The organism is Plantactinospora sp. DSM 117369 (assembly GCF_053764795.1).
Window position 1 is genome coordinate 4,730,619 of record NZ_CM132446.1, and the last position, 16,800, is coordinate 4,747,418.

15 protein-coding genes are annotated in these 16,800 nt (G+C 70.7%); 8 read left to right on the forward strand and 7 right to left on the reverse strand.

Annotated features, from left to right (window positions below; translation table 11 throughout):
- The first annotated feature begins 236 nt into the window (after positions 1 to 236).
- Positions 237 to 935 carry a hypothetical protein gene (locus tag ACSMXO_RS20515; protein ID WP_455414941.1) on the forward strand — a complete coding sequence of 233 codons (699 nt, stop codon included), beginning with the start codon at positions 237 to 239 and terminating at the stop codon, positions 933 to 935.
- A gap of 87 nt (positions 936 to 1,022) precedes the next feature.
- On the opposite strand, the gene ACSMXO_RS20520 is transcribed toward ACSMXO_RS20515, so the two are convergent.
- A complete protein-coding gene (locus tag ACSMXO_RS20520; RefSeq protein ID WP_455418982.1) occupies positions 1,023 to 2,039 on the reverse strand; it encodes a DUF5937 family protein in 1,017 nt (338 codons plus the stop codon).
- Between the two features lie 165 nt (positions 2,040 to 2,204).
- On the opposite strand from ACSMXO_RS20520, the gene ACSMXO_RS20525 reads away from it, so the two are divergent.
- From ACSMXO_RS20525 to ACSMXO_RS20540, 4 genes are all read left to right on the forward strand, one after another.
- Positions 2,205 to 2,603 carry an ArsR/SmtB family transcription factor gene (locus ACSMXO_RS20525; RefSeq protein ID WP_455418983.1) on the forward strand — a complete coding sequence of 133 codons (399 nt, stop codon included), beginning with the start codon at positions 2,205 to 2,207 and terminating at the stop codon, positions 2,601 to 2,603.
- On the forward strand, positions 2,600 to 3,259 hold the full coding sequence (locus tag ACSMXO_RS20530; protein WP_455418984.1) for an SRPBCC family protein: 660 nt from the start codon (positions 2,600 to 2,602) through the stop codon (positions 3,257 to 3,259). The genes ACSMXO_RS20525 and ACSMXO_RS20530 overlap by 4 nt, the downstream gene beginning before the upstream one ends.
- A gap of 51 nt (positions 3,260 to 3,310) precedes the next feature.
- Positions 3,311 to 3,997, forward strand: coding sequence for a DUF998 domain-containing protein (locus ACSMXO_RS20535; protein ID WP_455418985.1), 687 nt, complete (start codon positions 3,311 to 3,313; stop codon positions 3,995 to 3,997).
- Between the two features lie 626 nt (positions 3,998 to 4,623).
- The gene (locus tag ACSMXO_RS20540) at positions 4,624 to 5,322 is read left to right on the forward strand and encodes a hypothetical protein (RefSeq protein ID WP_455414941.1); all 699 of its coding nucleotides are present in this window, start codon (positions 4,624 to 4,626) and stop codon (positions 5,320 to 5,322) included.
- Between the two features lie 98 nt (positions 5,323 to 5,420).
- Here ACSMXO_RS20540 and ACSMXO_RS20545 read toward each other — a convergent pair whose 3' ends face one another.
- The 3 genes from ACSMXO_RS20545 to ACSMXO_RS20555 form a co-directional block, all read right to left on the reverse strand.
- Positions 5,421 to 6,584, reverse strand: a complete 1,164-nt coding sequence (locus tag ACSMXO_RS20545) for a low temperature requirement protein A (RefSeq protein ID WP_346263330.1) — start codon at positions 6,582 to 6,584, stop codon at positions 5,421 to 5,423.
- Between the two features lie 129 nt (positions 6,585 to 6,713).
- A complete protein-coding gene (locus ACSMXO_RS20550) occupies positions 6,714 to 7,373 on the reverse strand; it encodes a nucleotidyl transferase AbiEii/AbiGii toxin family protein (protein ID WP_455418986.1) in 660 nt (219 codons plus the stop codon).
- Positions 7,370 to 7,726 carry a hypothetical protein gene (locus ACSMXO_RS20555; RefSeq protein WP_455418987.1) on the reverse strand — a complete coding sequence of 119 codons (357 nt, stop codon included), beginning with the start codon at positions 7,724 to 7,726 and terminating at the stop codon, positions 7,370 to 7,372. Before ACSMXO_RS20555 ends, ACSMXO_RS20550 begins: the two co-directional genes overlap by 4 nt.
- A 314-nt stretch (positions 7,727 to 8,040) precedes the next feature.
- Here ACSMXO_RS20555 and ACSMXO_RS20560 point away from each other — a divergent pair, with 314 nt between their 5' ends.
- Positions 8,041 to 8,805, forward strand: a complete 765-nt coding sequence (locus ACSMXO_RS20560) for a hypothetical protein (protein ID WP_455418988.1) — start codon at positions 8,041 to 8,043, stop codon at positions 8,803 to 8,805.
- A 146-nt stretch (positions 8,806 to 8,951) separates the two neighbouring features.
- On the opposite strand, the gene ACSMXO_RS20565 is transcribed toward ACSMXO_RS20560, so the two are convergent.
- The 3 genes from ACSMXO_RS20565 to ACSMXO_RS20575 all read right to left on the reverse strand — a co-directional run bounded on the left by ACSMXO_RS20565 (position 8,952) and on the right by ACSMXO_RS20575 (position 12,104).
- The gene (locus ACSMXO_RS20565) at positions 8,952 to 9,980 is read right to left on the reverse strand and encodes a magnesium transporter CorA family protein (protein WP_455418989.1); all 1,029 of its coding nucleotides are present in this window, start codon (positions 9,978 to 9,980) and stop codon (positions 8,952 to 8,954) included.
- Between the two features lie 130 nt (positions 9,981 to 10,110).
- Entirely contained in the window at positions 10,111 to 10,710 is a 600-nt protein-coding gene (locus tag ACSMXO_RS20570) for a maleylpyruvate isomerase mycothiol-dependent enzyme family protein (protein WP_346263325.1), read from the reverse strand.
- Positions 10,711 to 10,835: 125 nt separating this feature from the next.
- Positions 10,836 to 12,104 (reverse strand): cytochrome P450, encoded by a 1,269-nt coding sequence (locus tag ACSMXO_RS20575; protein ID WP_346263324.1) that lies wholly within the window; start codon positions 12,102 to 12,104, stop codon positions 10,836 to 10,838.
- A gap of 247 nt (positions 12,105 to 12,351) precedes the next feature.
- Here ACSMXO_RS20575 and fdh point away from each other — a divergent pair, with 247 nt between their 5' ends.
- Complete coding sequence (fdh, locus tag ACSMXO_RS20580) at positions 12,352 to 15,714, forward strand: formate dehydrogenase (protein WP_455418990.1); 3,363 nt, start codon at positions 12,352 to 12,354, stop codon at positions 15,712 to 15,714.
- 2 nt (positions 15,715 to 15,716) lie between these two features.
- The gene (locus ACSMXO_RS20585; RefSeq protein WP_455418991.1) at positions 15,717 to 16,766 is read left to right on the forward strand and encodes a 4Fe-4S dicluster domain-containing protein; all 1,050 of its coding nucleotides are present in this window, start codon (positions 15,717 to 15,719) and stop codon (positions 16,764 to 16,766) included.
- The last annotated feature ends 34 nt before the right edge of the window (positions 16,767 to 16,800 follow it).

Here is a 16,800-nt window from a genome sequence, read left to right on the forward strand (position 1 = left end):
CGTACGGCCGAGTGCCACCGCCTGTGAGCTGGGCTGGTGGTCGGGTCTCCGGGAATGATCCGGGGCCGCCGGTCGTTACATATGGTGTTCGCTCGAGTACCAGCATCCCCCGCAGGTGCCGGGCGTTCTGCTGTCCCTTGGAGACCGGCGTGAGCGTGTGTCTCGGGACGAGTTTTCCAATGACACCCCGGATGCCTCCGGTGGGTGTTGTTCCCCCGATTGGAAGGTGGACCATCATGAACACGACTCTGTTCAGCCGATGGCTCCCGGCCGTCGAGCAGACTTCTCTGGTTCGTAGGACCGCTCTGGGTGTGGCTGGTCTGGCGTTTGTTGGTGGCGCTGTCGCTGGTCCGGCGGTGGCCGCGCAGGCTGCTGCGGAGCATGCCGGGTCGCCGGTGTCGCAGTCGGTGATGCAGGCCGACAAGGGCGACAAGGGCAAGAGCGACAAGGGTGACAAGGGCAAGGATCGTAAGAGTGAGGGTAAGCCGTCGCGGGATCGGTTGGTGCCGCGTGGTGTGCAGGGTGAGCAGTCGAGGATTGCGGTGTCGGGTGAGCAGTCCGACAACGTGCGGGCGATTGTGAAGGCGACGAAGAAGGCTGGTCTGGATGAGCGTGCCGCGGTGATCGCGGTGGGTACGTCGCTGCAGGAGTCGAAGTTGGAGAACCTGGGTCATCTGGGTGATCGTAACGATCATGACTCGCTGGGGCTGTTCCAGCAGCGTCCGTCGTCGGGTTGGGGTTCGCCGGATCAGATCACGGATCCGGAGTACTCGACGACCGCGTTCCTGAAGGGTCTGAAGCAGGTTGATGGTTGGCATGATCTGCCGTTGACGGTGGCGGCGCAGAAGGTGCAGGTGTCGGCGTACCCGGACGCGTACGCGCAGTGGGAGGACCAGGCTGCTGACCTGGTCGCCAACGCCTGGAACAACAGCTAACCGAACAAGCAAGCGACGCATCCGCTGGCCGGGTCCCCACCACGGGGACCCGGCCAGCAGCGTCTCCAGCCCCGGCCGAGGTGCGGGTCAACCGCCCGTCGGGGCGTCCACCGGCCCGGTGAGCAAGGCATCCCCCAGGGGCGTGCGGGCGTAGAGGACCGAGCGACCGTCCCGTCGTGCCGACAGGATCCCGGCCGCCGTCAGCGCCTTCAGGTGGGAGTTGAGCGTGGGCGGGGTCACCGTCACCTGACAGGCGAGTTGGGTCGTCGACATCGGCAGGTCCAGTTGGGCGAGGATCGTGGCGCGGGTACGCCCGAGCACCCCGGCGAGCGGGGATTGCTGCTGGATGGTCGGGGCCTCCCAGAGCCGGCCGAGCCCGCGCGGCGAGTACGTGACGGTCGGCGGGCCGGGGTCACCCGTGCGGACGATTACGTCCGGCCAGGCGAAGACGCAGGGCACCAGCAGCAGTCCACGATGCCGCAGGTCGGCGTGCCCCTCGTAGTACTTGACGACGCGCAGCGTGTCGCGGTCGAAGCTGACCAGCGGGTGCAGCGTACGGAAGAGTTGCTGTACCCCGCCGGCGGCGAGTTCTTCGAGCCGATACCCCAGGTCGGCCTGCAAGAGGGCGCGGATCCGTGGCCAGTACGGCACGATGACCACCTGCCAGTAGTGTTCGAGCGCGACGACCAGGCGGGCCACTGCCGCCTCCGGGTCGTCGACGAGTTCCCGCAGCAGCCGCTCCCGTCCGGGCCGACCCGCGCCCTGCTGGGCAACCCGGTGTCCGGCCAGATGCGATAGCTGCGCGACCACGGTGTCGAGGTCGGCCCCGGCCACCTCGTCGAGGCTCGCCTCGATGCTGGACAGTCGGGTCGACGGCGGCGGGACGAGGAAGTCGGGGATGTATCCGGTGGGCCGTACCACGGCGGTCAACAGTTCCAGGTCGACCTCGTCGAGTCGCGCCGCCACCTGCCGTATCCAGGGGGCGTGCAGTCGGGCCGCCGTGCTGGCGGACAGCGTTCGTACGCTGGTCACGGCCTCCATCAGCGGTGAGAAGGCGAACCGGATCCGGCCCAGGTCGTCCGCGCTGAAGTGCAGGTGGATCACCAGGCAGAGGCTAGCGCCCCAGTGACAGCCCGGCCCGGTCCGTGCCGTGCGGTGGCTGGTGCACCGGCCACCGCACATCCCTGCCCGGCGGAACCGGACGCAGCCCGGCCGAGGACCGAAATTCAGACTTGACTTATATAAGTGGCAGGTGACATTCTCTCTGCCGTGCAGGCGTTCGACGTGCTCAGCGATCCGGTGAGACGCCGGATCCTGGAACTGCTCGCCGACGGCGAACAGGCCGCAGGCGCAGTCAGCAGGGTCATCCGGACGGAGTTCGGGATCTCCCAGCCGGCGGTGTCGCAGCACTTGCGGGTGCTGCGGCAGTCCGGGTTCGCGACCGTCCGCCCGGACGGCACCCGCCGCCTGTACGCCGTCGATTCGGCGCCACTCCGGGAGGTCGACATCTGGCTGGAGCGCTTCCGCCGGTTCTGGACCCAGCGCCTGGACGCATTGGGCACCGAACTCGCCCGCGGCAGGCGCGAGCGCCGCGAACTACCCGACAAGGCTGCCGGGACGTCGTCCGCGGGCAGCCGACCATCCACGAAGAGCGAGGAAGAAACGTGATCGACATCATCAAGCAGGTGAACGCCACCCACCGGGAGATCGGCAATCAGGCCGTCGCCACCGGCGAAGGGCGGTCGCTGCTGCTGCGCCGCAGCTACGACGCACCGATCGAGGACGTGTGGAGCGCCTGCACCGACCCCGAGCGGATCAGCCGATGGTTGGCCCCGGTCGAGGGTGACCTGCGGCTCGGCGGCAAGTACCAGCTCAAGGGCAATGCCGGCGGAGAGATCCTGCGCTGCGAGGAGCCCCGCCTGATCAAGGTGACCTGGATGCTCGGCGAAGGAATGTCCACCGAGGTCGAAGTCCGGCTCGCGCCCGACGCGGACGGCGGTACCGTACTGGAGCTGGAGCACGCGTCACCGGCCCAGATCGTCGACGAGATGGTGGCCAACTACGGCGCCGGCGGCACGATCGGCATCGGTGGTGGCTGGGACATCGCCCTGCTCGGCCTCGACCTGTTCCTGGGCGGTAGGGAGTTCGACCCCGCCACCTGGGAGGACACCCCCGAGGTGCAGGAGTTCGCCCGGCAGAGCTGCCACGCCTGGGGACCGGCGGTGCAGGCCGCCTGGGGGACCGGTGCCGAGGACCTCGCCGCGGCCATCGCGTTCGCGGTGCAGCACTTCGCCCCCGACACCAGTGGCGACGACAATGGCTGACCGGCGGTGGGCCGGAGTGGCCCGTCCGGTACCGGCGGACGGGACAGATCGGTGACCGGGACCGTCAGCGCCGAGCCCGGCAGGGTGCCCGGGACGGTCGTCGGGTCGACGAGGGCCCTGCTGGCCTGCGGTGTCGTCGCCGGCCCGCTATACATAGTGGTGGTCGTGCTACAGATGCTCACCAGGGACGGGTTCGACATCGGCCGGCACCCGGCCAGCCTGCTGAGCAACGGTGCCCAGGGATGGATCCAGATCGTCAACTTCGCGGTCACCGGCCTGCTGTTCGTGGCGTACGCGATCGGTCTGCGCCGGCTCCGCGAGCCGGGGGCGGGGCGGGCTTGGGCACCCCGGCTGGTCGGCGTCTTCGGTGCCGGGATGGTCGGTGCGGCGCTCTTCTCCGCCGACCCGGTCGACGGCTTCCCGCCCGGCACGCCGACCGGCCCGCCCACCAGCGTCAGTTGGCACGGGATGCTGCACTTCCTGGTCGCCGGGGTCGCCTTTTTCGCTCTGATCGCCGCGTGCTTCGGGTTCGCCCGGCGGTTCGCGTCGGCCGGTCGTTACGGTTGGGCGGTGTTCAGCGCGACTACCGGGGGGCTCTTCCTGGCCGGCTGGATGTCGATCTTCGTGCTGGCGGGGTCCCGACCGGCCAACGTCGCCTTCGCCATCGCGATCGGGCTCGTCCTGACCTGGACGTCCCTGCTGGCCGCGTACCACCTCGGCCGAGCCCGCGAGGGCTAGGAGCCGGGCCGCTAGTCCGAGACGAAGGGCGCGCAGTGGCCGGGGGAGTGCAAGTGGAGAGCAGCCAGCGTTGCGTATGGCGGTCGTGCGGGCCAGCCGGGTCGCGACGGTGGCTGCTCCACCCGGACGATTGGGCGCTGCGCTCATCGTCGCCCCGGACGGCGTCGAACGAGAACCTCGTACGCAGGGACACCGAACTTCTCCCACCGGGCGCAGCTGGAGGCTTACCTCGGCCGACTGGTCAACCGTCTGACGAGGGCGGATTAGCCGAGCACGTTGGGTAAGCGCCCGGTGTGCGGGATGTCCGGCCCGTCCCGAATATCCGGTTCGATTTCATGATCGAGTCGACCTCGGTGGAATGTTGGTGGGCTGCCGGTCGTTACATCTCACGTACGGCCGAGTACCACCGCCTGTGACCTGGGCTGGTGGTCGGGTCTCCGGGAATGATCCGGGGCCGCCGGTCGTTACATATGGTGTTCGCTCGAGTACCAGCATCCCCCGCGAGGTGCCGGGCGTTCTGCTGTCCCTTGGAGACCAGCGTCAGCGTGTGTCTCGGGACGAGTTTTCCAATGACACCCCGGATGCCTCCGGTGGGTGTTGTTCCCCCGATTGGAAGGTGGACCATCATGAACACGACTCTGTTCAGCCGATGGCTCCCGGCCGTCGAGCAGACTTCTCTGGTTCGTAGGACCGCTCTGGGTGTGGCTGGTCTGGCGTTCGTTGGTGGCGCTGTCGCTGGCCCGGCGGTGGCCGCGCAGGCTGCTGCGGAGCATGCCGGGTCGCCGGTGTCGCAGTCGGTGATGCAGGCCGACAAGGGCGACAAGGGCAAGAGCGACAAGGGTGACAAGGGCAAGGATCGTAAGAGTGAGGGTAAGCCGTCGCGGGATCGGTTGGTGCCGCGTGGTGTGCAGGGTGAGCAGTCGAGGATTGCGGTGTCGGGTGAGCAGTCCGACAACGTGCGGGCGATTGTGAAGGCGACGAAGAAGGCTGGTCTGGACGAGCGTGCCGCGGTGATCGCGGTGGGTACGTCGCTGCAGGAGTCGAAGTTGGAGAACCTGGGTCATCTGGGTGATCGCAACGATCATGACTCGCTGGGGCTGTTCCAGCAGCGTCCGTCGTCGGGTTGGGGTTCGCCGGATCAGATCACGGATCCGGAGTACTCGACGACCGCGTTCCTGAAGGGTCTGAAGCAGGTTGATGGTTGGCATGACCTGCCGTTGACGGTGGCGGCGCAGAAGGTGCAGGTGTCGGCGTACCCGGACGCGTACGCGCAGTGGGAGGACCAGGCTGCTGACCTGGTCGCCAACGCCTGGAACAACAGCTAAGGCTGGAAACCGAAGGCCGGATCCCACCCGGGTCCGGCCTTCGGCGTTTCCGGGTCGACCCCGGGCTCGGCCCGGTGTGCCCGGTCTGGCCGCCGGGTTCAGCCGGCCGACGTGGCCGCCCGGGTGGAGCGCCTGCGGCTGCGCAGTGCGTCCGTGACCGCGACTCCGGCCAGCACCAGCGCGGCCACGGTCGTACCGGCGAGCGGCGGCAGCCGCAGCACGCCCGGCACCGCCGCGACCAGTACCAGCATCGCGGCGGGACGTACCGGGGAGACGCGACCGAAGACCTCGTACTCGAAGAGGGCCCGACCGGCCAGGAAGAGTGCCGGACCGCCCAGGGTCGTGGCGACCCACCCGGTTGTCGGCTCGCCGGTCGGATCCACGATGACGAGTTCGAAGCCGGCGGCGGTGGCGGCGACTCCGGCGACCATCACCAGGTGGTTGTAGGGCGAGCTCTGGCTGAACCGCGCCGGGCGTCTGGACGCGCCGATCGCGGCCGGCAGCACCTGCCCGGCGCGGTGCACGTAGATCCGCCACAGCAGGACGGTGCTGCCGAGGGTCACCCCGAACCCGGCCAGGTGTATGGCGGTGAACTCGGTACGACTCATCGCCAGTCCGATGATCAGGATCGCGTCGCCGAGCGAGACGATGAAGAACTGCTGGAACCGCTCGCCGAGGTGTTCGGCGACGCTGAGGAGTTGGGCGGCCTGGCCCCTGCCCAGCCCGGGTACCGGGTACCGAAGACCGAGCCCGAGGGCGTCGATGGCCAACGCGACCGTCCAGAGCGCGATCTGCCCGGTCCCGCCGACCACACCGCCGGCCAGCCACGGCACGGCGGAGACGGAGAACCAGATCAGCACGTGGACGGCCCGCTGGAACTCGCCGGGCTGGCCCCGGAGCGCCGGGATCAACAGGAGCCCGCGCCCGAGATGGATCCCCACGTACGCGACCGCGAAGACCATGCTGTGCCGGTCGTAGGCGCCGGGTATCGAGGCGGCCATCAGCAGGCTGCCGACGATCGCCACGATCGTGGCGCCCTGGATCAACGGCTGGGCCGGGTCGTAGATGTTGGTGATCAGGACCGTCGCGCCCCACACCCAGCAGAGCCCCGCCAGCAGGAGCAGGGCGCGGACCGCGTCTGCCCAGTCCGGGTCGCGCATCAGCCGTTGCGAGATGAGGGCGAGGACGACGACGTACACCAGATCGAAGAAGAGCTCCAGCATCGTCGGCCGGCGGGCGTTCTCGGGACGGGGTTCCAGCACTGGTCAACCAGACGGATCGGAGTCGCTGCCCGTTCACCGAGCGGGCCCGGTCCCAGTGTCACATCCGTTGACGGGCGGGGATCGGCAAACGCTAGCCAGGGCGCCGGCCGAGGCGGAGGTGCGACCGGGTCAGCGGGGCCAGTCGGCCAGCTTCGCGCGGATCTTCCGGACCTGCGCGGGGTCCCGGCCGTACCGGGCGAAGCGCTGGTCGGGCAGCCGGTCCAGGTAGCGGCCGGCGGCGGTGATGTCGTCCGGCTCGATCGCCGGATCGTACTCGGCGGCGAGCCGGATCAGGTCGTCCACGGCGTACCGGTCGAGCGCCGCCGCGACGTCGATGTAGTCCCGGACCTCGCGGCGGGTGACCAGGGCGGCGGTCTTGCTGGCCACCAGGTCCTGGACGTGCATGACCGGCCCGAGGTCCATCACCACCGGGCTGCGGTGCCGGTCCAGCCGCCCCAGGCTGAGCCGTAGCCGCCGCCCGCCCCGGCTGACCAGGAAGTCCTTCATGTCCAGCTCGAACCCGCTGAACAGCCCGGCCAGGTCGCTCGACGGGTCCTCGTCGACGACGGCGAAGCCGGCTGCCTCAAGCGCGGCCCGGACCTCCGCCTCGGCGCTGGCGGCCGCGCCGTCGACGTCGGCGAAGAGGTCGACGTCCTCGGTCGGCCGGGAGACCAGCCCGTGCGCCGCCCAGGCCACCCCACCACCGAGCACGAATCCGTGCTTGTCAGCCACGGAGAGGGCAATCCGGGCGACCTGGCGGTAGAAGTCGTCGAGATGGCTGGTGGTCATGCCGCCCGGCGATCACCGGCGGCCAGTGACGGGTGCCGTCGCTCCCACGCCGCCCGGACCCCGCGCGGCAGGTTCAGCGCGGGCCAGACCCGGCGGAGCACCCGGCCGTTGAGGAACCGACGCAGGTCGTCGGAGCGGGTGCTCTCGCGCAGGACGTTCTCGTACATCCAGAGCAGTTGGTCCGGATCGTCCAGGTCGAAGCTGCGCTCCGGCCCCCACATCAGGCGCAGTGGCAGCACGACCGTGCCCTGGGTCGGGCCGGTCAGCTCGGCAACGGTCGGGGTCACCACGGCAGGCCGGCCCGGGCGGGCCAGGTGGACCACGCCGGTTCCGGCCACGGCGGCGTACTGCATGCGCTCAGGGTAGCCGGAAGCTGGCGGGTACGGATCGTCCGTACCCGATTTTGCTGGTCTGTCCGGCCCGCCACCGGCCCCGAACCGGCCCGGAGCCGGCGTCGTGACCGCCGCTGCCGGTCGGGACCGTGGGGCCGGACCGGCGGCCGGCATCGGCCAGGCAAATCCGGAATGCCGGACTGGCCCGGCTGGTTGTTTATCTCGGTACGCCCGCGAGGTCAGCCCCCTGGACCGCGGGCGTACCTCCGTTGTGCGCTGGGGCTGACCCCCCAGAGCCGCGCAGTGCCTCCCGGAATCCAGACGAAAGGGCAACCATGAATCCGATCTTCGGACGATGGCTCCCCGCCATCGCGGAGACCGCTCGCACGCGGTGGCTTCCCGCCATCGCCGCACATCCGGTGACGCGCCGGCTTCCGGCCGTCGCGGAAACCCCGATCGCCCGCCGGTCCGCGCTGGCCGTCGCGGGCCTCACCTGCGCGGCCGCCTGCTCGGCCGTGGCCGGCCCGGTCGGTGTGGTAGCCGCGGCCGGGGACCCGGGCACCCAGTCGGTGGCGTACGGCCAGTCGATGCGGGACGACGACTCGCACGACGACCGCAACCGGCCCGCCGACAGCGGGAACTCGGACGACAAGCCGTCCCGGGACAAGCTGGTCCCGTACGGCGTGCAGGGCTACCAGTCGCGGATCGACCTCGACGACGAGCAGCGGGACAACGCCCGCGAGATCGTCCGGGTGGCCCGGAAGCTGGACATGGGTCAGCGGGGCGCGGTGATCGGCGTGGCGACCGCCCTCCAGGAGTCGAAGCTGCGCAACCTCGGTCACCTGGGCGAGTGGAACGACCATGACTCGCTCGGGCTGTTCCAGCAGCGGCCATCGTCCGGCTGGGGCTCGCCGGACCAGATCCGGGACCGCGACTACTCCTCGGCCGCGTTCTTCGAGGGGCTCAAGCGGGTCGACCGCTGGTGGGACCGGCCGCTGACCGACGCCGCCCAGGCGGTGCAGGTGTCCGCGTACCCCTACGCGTACGCGCAGTGGGAGGACCAGGCCGCGGACATCGTGCAGGACGTCTGGTCCCGGTAACCCGGTCGACGGAACCGTTTCGGGGAGGCCCGGCCACGCGCTGGCCTCCCCGAACCGTCACCTGGCCGGAAACCAGCCGGCCCGGTCCGTCCTCGGTCTGCGCTGGCGAGTGGGCCGGCAGCGGTGCGAGCAGCCGGGGCGGCCGCTCAGATCCAACTCTTCCTGCGGAACACCACGTACAGGGCGATCGCCAGCCCGAACGTCACGACCAGCGAGACGATGAACTCCCCCGGGGTGTGCCGCCAGGGGAAGGCAACGTTCTGCCCGAAGAACCCGGTCACCGCCGTCGGCACGGCGATCACCGCCGCCCAGGCGGTGACCTGCTTGACGATCAGGTTGAGCTGGTTGTTCTGCAGCATCAGGTTCGTCTCGAGCATGGTCGTGTTCAGGTCGCGCAGCGAGTCGCTCCACTCGATCACCCGCAGCACGTGGTCGTACAGGTCCTGGTAGTACGGCAGCATCTCCTCATCGACGGTGTGCATGGTGGGACGCATCAGGGCATTCACCACCTCCCGCATCGGCAGGGTGACCTGGCGGAGCCGGACCAGGTCCCGCCGGGCGAGGAAGATCTGCCGCTGCACCTCGTTGCGGTCCAGCTCGCCGGCGGCACCGGCGTCGCCGCCCCGGCCCGCGCCGGCGGCGACACCCGCCCGACCGTCCTTGAACATCGAGCCCTGCACCCGTTCCAGCGTCGCGTCGAGCTGCTGCACCGCGGAAAAGTGCCCGTCGATCAGGGTGTCGAGCAGGCCATAGAGCAGGAACGCGATGCCGTGCGGGGCGAGTTCGGCGCTCTCGTCCCAGCGGGCCAGCACGTGCCGGATGTCGAACCTGTCGGTGTAGCGGACCGTCACCAGGGCCCGGGGTTTGATGAATGCCGACACCTCGTCGTCGGTCAGCCCGCCGTCCGCGTCGAATCGCACCATGTAGGTGTTGAGGAACAGGTGGGTGTCGTACCGGTCGAGTTTCGCGCGCTGGGCCTGCTGGACGATGTCCTCGACCGCCAGTTCGTGCATCCCGAGTTCCTCGGCGAGCAGCTTCAGGTCGTCCTCGGTCGGCCGGCAGATGTCGAGCCAGATCACCACCTGGTCGTCGCCGGCGAGCCGGTCGCCGACCTCCCGCGCCGGGAAGCCCTGGTCGACGAGGGCGCCGTCCCGGTACATCCGGGTGCTGCTCATCTGCACGCCGTCACCTCCGCCACGCACCTGACGGTAGGCCGACGGTGCCGGCCGGCGTGCTGGTTCGTCGAACCTCGGCCGCCGTTGGTGATGGCGATGCGGACGAGGTCCCGGTGGGTGGCAGAGCCGGTCAGTCGCGCTCGTCCGGCGGCGCCGCCTGCCACTGCCACCGCCGCACGCGGGGCCGGCCGGGCAGTTCGGTCCGGCCGGTGGCCCAGCGCAGTGCCGACCACGGGTCGACCTCGGTCAACTCGGCGGCGACCTGCGGAAACATCCGGGCCAGCACCCGGGCGCAGACCTCGGGCGGCGGCGTGAGGGTCAGCCCGAGGCCCCGGGCGACGTCGTCGCCGTGCAGCAGCGTCTCGACGCAGCCCATCCCGGCGAAACCGGCCGGGTCGCCCATGCCGTAGGGGTGCCAGGCCCGGACCGAAGCCGGGGCGGTCCGGACCATCGCGGCGAGGACCTGCCCGCTGCCTCCGACGAACTCCAGTAGCTGGGCCGGGGTCGCCTCCGGGTCGACGGCGGCCAGGAACCGCACGTACCGGTCCGCGGGGCGGGAGCCGAGCTGCATGGCGTACGACAGCAGGCAGTCGCCGAGGTGCTCCCCGGTGTGCCAGCAGTCCCAGTCCAGCCCGTCCGCCCGGACACGCCAGTCCCGATCGGTGCCGGGACGGAGCGTGTCGACGACACTGGCCACCGCCGTCTCCAGGTCGTCCGCGCTGACGGTCATCGCTACTCCGTACGGTGCATCGGTTGGTGGTCAGCGGAGACCGTACCCGTTCCGGCCGACGGCCGGGCGACCGCCGGGACGTTCCCGGCGACCGCCCGGACCGGCGGCCGGGCGACCTGCGCCGGTCAGTCCGGCATCGTCACGCCGAGCGGTTCGCCCGGGGTGAAGGTCGCCGGCATGCTGCCGAAGCCGTTGATCACCCCGAGGCTCTCGTTCTGCTTGGTGGCCGCCCGGTCGATGACGATGTCCGGCATCCGTTCGAGCACCCGCCGGACCATCAGCGGGAACCAGGCGCGGGCGTGGTTGAGCCCGATGCAGCGGTGGATGCCGAGCCCGAAGCTGGTGTGCCGGTTGGGGGAGCGGTCCAGCCGTACCTCGTCGGGGTCCGGGAAGACCGACGGATCCCGGTTGGCGGCGGCGAACGACATCATCACCCGGTCGCCGGCCCGGATCTGCTGCCCGCCGACCACCACGTCCCGGGTGGCGGTCCGGGCGAAGCCCATCGCGGGCGGGAAGACCCGGAGGAACTCCTCGGTCGCGTGCTCCCAGAGCGCCGGATCGGCCATCAGCGCCGCCCGCTGCTCGGGGTGCTCGGCCAGCCAGAGCATGGTGTGCGCGAACAGCGCGGTGGTGGTGTGCAGGCCGCCCTGGATCACCAGCAGCGCGATGCTCACCACCTCCTCGACGGGCAGCGGTGCGCCGTCGATGGTGGCCTTGGCCAGACCGCTGAGCAGTCCCTCGCCCGGCTCCTCGCGCAGCCTCGGCACCTCGGCGGCGATGGCACCGCCGAGCTGCCCCATGACCTGGACGTTGCGCGGGTAGTCGGGGTCGCTCGGCGGCGACGCCGCGACCCAGTGCATCGGCCCGGCGTACGTCTGCCAGTCGTCCAGCGGGAGCCCGATCAGCTTCATGGTGGCCAGCGCCGGCAGCGGGTTGCCGTAGTCCAGCACGAGGTCGATCCGGCCGCTCGGGCAGACCCGGTCCAGCAGGGCGTCGGCGGCCTGCTCGGCGAAGGGCAGCGAGTCGCGGGCCGCGCTCGGCGAGAAGTACGGGCTCATGATCCGCCGGTACGGGTTGTACTCAGGCGGGTCCAGTTCCAGTGGCACCTGCGTGATGGGGTTCGGCGGGATGACGATGCCCTGCCGCGGGTCCGACGGGTCCTCGGTGTTCCGGCCCGAGCTGAAGGTGGCGTCGTCCCGCATCACCTGACTCACGCCGGCGTGGTCGGAGACCACCCAGAAGCCGCCGTACGCATCGGTCCGGGCCACCGGGCAGCGGGCCAGGTGGTCGTCGGAGATGGCCCGCCAGTTGGCGCGATATTCGGGGGAGTGGTGGTCGAAGTCGATCCGGGGGATGGAATCCGAACCGGTCTCGGTGGATTGATCGACAGACATCGCGTTAGAGTACTGCCCCAATCGCCCTCGGATGTCATGATCATTCGCATTGCCGGTCGGGGTTTTGCCGCCCTTCGTCCCGTTTTCGCAGGCCGGAGGCGCGATCGATGAGGCGAGGCCGGGCGAAAATTTCTCGGTGGATTTCCGGCTCCGCCGGGTTTCGGCGCTTTCCCTCGGGGCACCGTCTGGCTGACCTACCCTCGGGTGGTCGGGCAACCGGCCTCGTCATCGCAGGAGGTGCTGACGTATGGGGGTCCGCACCTGGATCGAGGGGTGGCCGGTCTACCGCCAGCTCACCGGCACCGACCCGCTCGGCCGGGGTGCCGCCGCGAAGTCCGCCCGCTCCGCCGAGCTGATGCCGCGGACCGACACCGCCGACTCGGTCGCCCGGTCCATCTGCCCGTACTGCGCCGTCGGTTGCGGCCAGCGGGTCTACGTCGCAGGCGGCCGGGTCAGCCAGATCGAGGGAGACCCGGACAGCCCGATCTCCCGGGGCCGGCTCTGTCCCAAGGGCGCCGCTAGCCTGGGCCTGGTCACCAGCGAACTGCGGCAGCAGCGGGTGCTCTACCGCCGCCCGTACGGGACCGAGTGGGAAGAGCTGGACCTGCCGACCGCGATGGACATGATCGCCGACCGGGTGCTCGCCGCCCGGGACGCCACCTGGGAGGATGTCGACGACCGGGGCCGGCCGCTGCACCGCACCCTCGGCATCGCCAGCCTGGGCGGGGCAACGCTGGACAACGAGGAGAACTACCTCATCAAGAAGCTGTTCACCGCGATGGGGGCGATCCAGATCGAGAACCAGGCCCGGATTTGACACTCCGCCACGGTCCCCGGTCTGGGGATCAGCTTCGGTCGCGGCGGCGCGACGGAATTCCAGCAGGACCTGATCAACAGTGACTGCGTGATCATCCAGGGCTCGAACATGGCCGAGGCGCACCCGGTCGGCTTCCAGTGGGTGATGGAGGCGAAGAAGCGGGGCGCCAAGGTGATCCACGTCGATCCCCGGTTCACCCGGACCAGCGCGCTCGCCGACACCTACGTCCCGATCCGGGCCGGCACCGACATCGCGTTCCTCGGCGGCATCGTGCGGTACATCCTGGACAACGAGCTGGATTTCCGGGAGTACGTCGTCGCGTACACCAACGCGGCCACCATCGTCAGCGAGGACTTCCAGGACACCGAGGAGCTGGACGGGCTCTTCTCCGGCTACGACCCGGACCGGACCAGCTACGACCAGACGAGCTGGCAGTACGCCGGACACGAGGGGGACGGGGCGAAGGACACCGCCACCGAGCGGAACAGCGCGGCCGGGCTGCGGCACGAGTCGCACGGACCGCCGGTCGCCCGCGAGGCGGAGCGGGACGAGACGCTCCAGCACCCGCGCTGCGTCTACCAGATCCTCCGGCGGCACTACGCCCGCTACACGCCGGAGATGGTCGAGCGGGTCTGCGGGGTACCCCGGGAGAAGTTCGAGGAGGTTGCCCGGGCCTGGGCGGCGAACTCGAACCGGGACCGCACCACCATGCTGGTCTACTCGGTCGGCTGGACCCAGCACACCGTCGGGGTGCAGTACATCCGGACCGGGGCGATCATCCAACTCCTGCTCGGCAACATCGGCCGGCCCGGCGGCGGGGTGCTGGCGCTGCGCGGGCACGCCAGCATCCAGGGCTCGACCGACATCCCGACGCTGTTCAACCTGCTGCCCGGCTATCTGCCGATGCCGAACCACGCCCAGCATCCGACCTTCGACAAGTGGTGCGACAGCATCCGGCACCCGGGCCAGAAGGGCTTCTGGGGCAACGCCCGGGCGTACGCGGCGAACCTGCTCAAGGCGTACTGGGGAGCGGCGGCCACCCCGGAGAACGACTTCTGCTACGACTACCTGCCGCGGATGAGCGGCGACCACGGCACGTACCAGACCGTGTTCAACATGATCGACGGCAAGGTCAAGGGCTACTTCCTGCTCGGGCAGAACCCGGCGGTCGGCTCGGCGCACGGCCGCGCCCAGCGCCTCGGCATGGCCAACCTGGACTGGCTGGTGGTCCGCGACCTCTTCATGATCGAGAGCGCGACGTTCTGGAAGGACAGCCGGGAGGTGGAGACCGGCGAGATCGCCCCGGAGCGGTGCCGTACCGAGGTGTTCTTCCTGCCGGCCGCCTCGCACGTGGAGAAGCCCGGCAGCTTCACCCAGACGCAGCGGCTGTTGCAGTGGCGGGAGAAGGCCGTCGAGGCACCCGGCGACTGCCGCTCGGAACTCTGGTTCTTCTACCACCTCGGCCGGATCATCCGGAGCAAGCTCGCCGGCTCCACCCGACCCCGCGACCGGGCCCTGCTCGACCTGGCCTGGGACTATCCGACCGAGGGCCCGCACGCCGAGCCGGATGCCGAGGCGGTGCTGCGGGAGATCAACGGTTACGAGGTGGCCACCCGCCGCCCGCTGAGCTCCTTCGTGGAGATGAAGGACGACGGTTCGACCCTCGGCGGCTGCTGGATCTACACCGGGGTCTTCGCCGACGGGGTCAACCAGGCGGCCCGGCGCAGGCCGGGCGGGGAGCAGAACTGGGTCGCCGCCGAGTGGGGCTGGGCCTGGCCGCTCAACCGGCGGATCCTCTACAACCGGGCCTCCGCCGACCCGGAGGGGCGGCCGTGGAGCGAGCGCAAGCGGTACGTCTGGTGGGACGCGGAGCGGGGCGAGTGGACCGGGTACGACGTACCGGACTTCGAGAAGACCAAGCCGCCGTCGTACCGGCCGGACCCGGACGCGACCGGGGTGGCTGCGCTGGCCGGCGACGACCCGTTCATCATGCAGGGCGACGGGAAGGGCTGGCTGTACGCGCCGGCCGGAATACTGGACGGGCCGCTGCCGACCCACTACGAACCGGTCGAGTCCCCGGTACGCAACCCGCTCTACGGCCAGCAGGCCAACCCGACCCGCAAGACGTACGAGCGGCCGGAGAACCCGACCAACCCGAGCCCACCCGACCCGGGCACGGACGTCTTCCCGTACGTCTTCACGGTCAGCCGGCTCACCGAGCACCACACCGCGGGCGGGATGAGCCGCAACGTCCGGCACCTGGCCGAACTGCAACCGGAGATGTTCGTCGAGGTCGGGCCGGAGCTGGCCGTCGAGCGCGGCCTGACCCACCTGGGCTGGGCGCACCTGGTCAGCAGCCGGGGCGTGATCGAGGCGCGGGTGATGGTGACCGACCGGCTGACCCCGCTGCGGATCGAGGGCCGGATCATCCACCAGGTGTGGCTGCCGTACCACTTCGGCAACGCCGGGCTGGTCCGGGGCGAGCCGGCCAACGACCTGTTCGGGGTCACCCTCGACCCGAACGTGCTGATCCAGGAGAGCAAGGTCGGCACCTGCGACATCCGGGCCGGGCGGCGCCCGACCGGACCGGGGCTGCTCGACTACCTCGCCGATTACCGGCGGCGGGCCGGCCTCGACGGGCACCACCCGCCGATCGTGACCGCCGGCCGGGGCGTCCCACCGGGCGACGGACCCGCGCCGGGGGATCCGGCGTCGACCGGGCCCGGGGGCGGCGGCGACCCGGGATCGGCGGGGACTCGGGCAGGCGGCGGCGACCCGGAACGGGAGGGATGAGCATGGTCGAGATGCGGCGCCCGGACGCGCCGGTCAACCCCGCCGAGCAGGCCGGTCACCTCGACCCGCCACCCCGGATGGGATTCTTCACCGACACCAGCGTCTGCATCGGCTGCAAGGCATGCGAGGTGGCCTGCAAGGAGTGGAACCTCGTACCGGAGAGCGGGCTCGACCTGCTCGGCATGTCGTACGACAACACCGGGGCGCTGACTGCCAACTCGTGGCGGCACGTCGCCTTCGTCGAGCAGCCCCGGCCGGCCGGCTGGCAGTCGTCACCGCCGCTGGCCGGTACCCCGGGCGGGCCGCCGATCACCCCGGCCACCGCCGAGGCGGCCGCCGGTACCACCACCGACCAGGGGAGCAGTCCCGGGGTGCCGCCGGCCCCGGAACCCGGCCCGGCCGGGCGGATGGCGGACGGCACCCAGTTCCTCGGCATGCCCGGCACCGACCTGCCCGGTCGGGAGCAGGACCGGGACGGGCGTACCGACCTGCGCTGGCTGATGATGTCGGACGTCTGCAAGCACTGCACCCACGCCGCCTGCCTGGACGTCTGCCCGACCGGCTCGCTGTTCCGCACCGAGTTCGGCACGGTGGTGGTGCAGCAGGACATCTGCAACGGCTGCGGCTACTGCATCCCGGCCTGCCCGTACGGGGTCATCGACCAGCGCAAGGACGACGGCCGGGCGTGGAAGTGCACGCTCTGCTACGACCGGATCGGGGCCGGGCGCACGCCGGCCTGCGCCCAGGCCTGCCCCACGGAGTCGATCCAGTACGGCGAGCTCGACGAGCTGCGCGAGCGGGCCCGGGCCCGGGTCGAGCGGCTGCACGCCGACGGCGTCCCCGAGGCGCGGCTCTACGGGCACGACCCGGACGACGGTGTGGGCGGGGACGGCGCGTTCTTCCTGCTGCTCGACGAGCCCGAGGTGTACGGCCTGCCGCCGGATCCCGTGGTGACCACCCGGGACCTGCCCCGGATGTGGCGCCGGGCCGGGCTGGCCGCGCTGACCATGACGGCCGCCGTGGTGGCGGCGTTCGTCGGGCGGCCGTCATGATCCGGCGGACCGGCGGGCCCGCTGTGGAAGGTGG